This is a genomic window from Psychrobacter sp. TB55-MNA-CIBAN-0194, from assembly GCF_040309505.1.
Taxonomy (GTDB): domain Bacteria; phylum Pseudomonadota; class Gammaproteobacteria; order Pseudomonadales; family Moraxellaceae; genus Psychrobacter; species Psychrobacter fozii.
Map to the genome: position 1 here is coordinate 1 of NZ_JBEOOW010000190.1, position 279 is coordinate 279.

Genomic DNA, 279 nt, shown 5'->3' on the forward strand with positions numbered 1-279 from the left:
GCGGTACTCTACGCAATGCTATTTCTCGTGATGCTAATGCAACGATTAATGTAGCGTCAAAAGACGAAGCGGTTTTATTGGCTTTTATCTCTGAGTTTGAAAAAGTAACACAGGCAGAATTTATCAGTACTGAAGCCAATTTGACGGTGAGTTTGGTGCCTGCTGAATTGGATTATGAGCTTGAAGCGAGTGCTAAAAATATTTTGTTGAGTGCGATTTATTGCGCGCCTCATGGGGTGCATCGTATGAGTGCAGAATTGGACGGCGTGACAGAGACAT

1 pseudogene is annotated in these 279 nt (G+C 43.0%); it reads left to right on the plus strand.

Features of this window, described 5'->3' with window-relative positions:
* Positions 1 to 279: pseudogene (locus AAEY75_RS14785) on the plus strand (hypothetical protein); the annotation flags it as partial.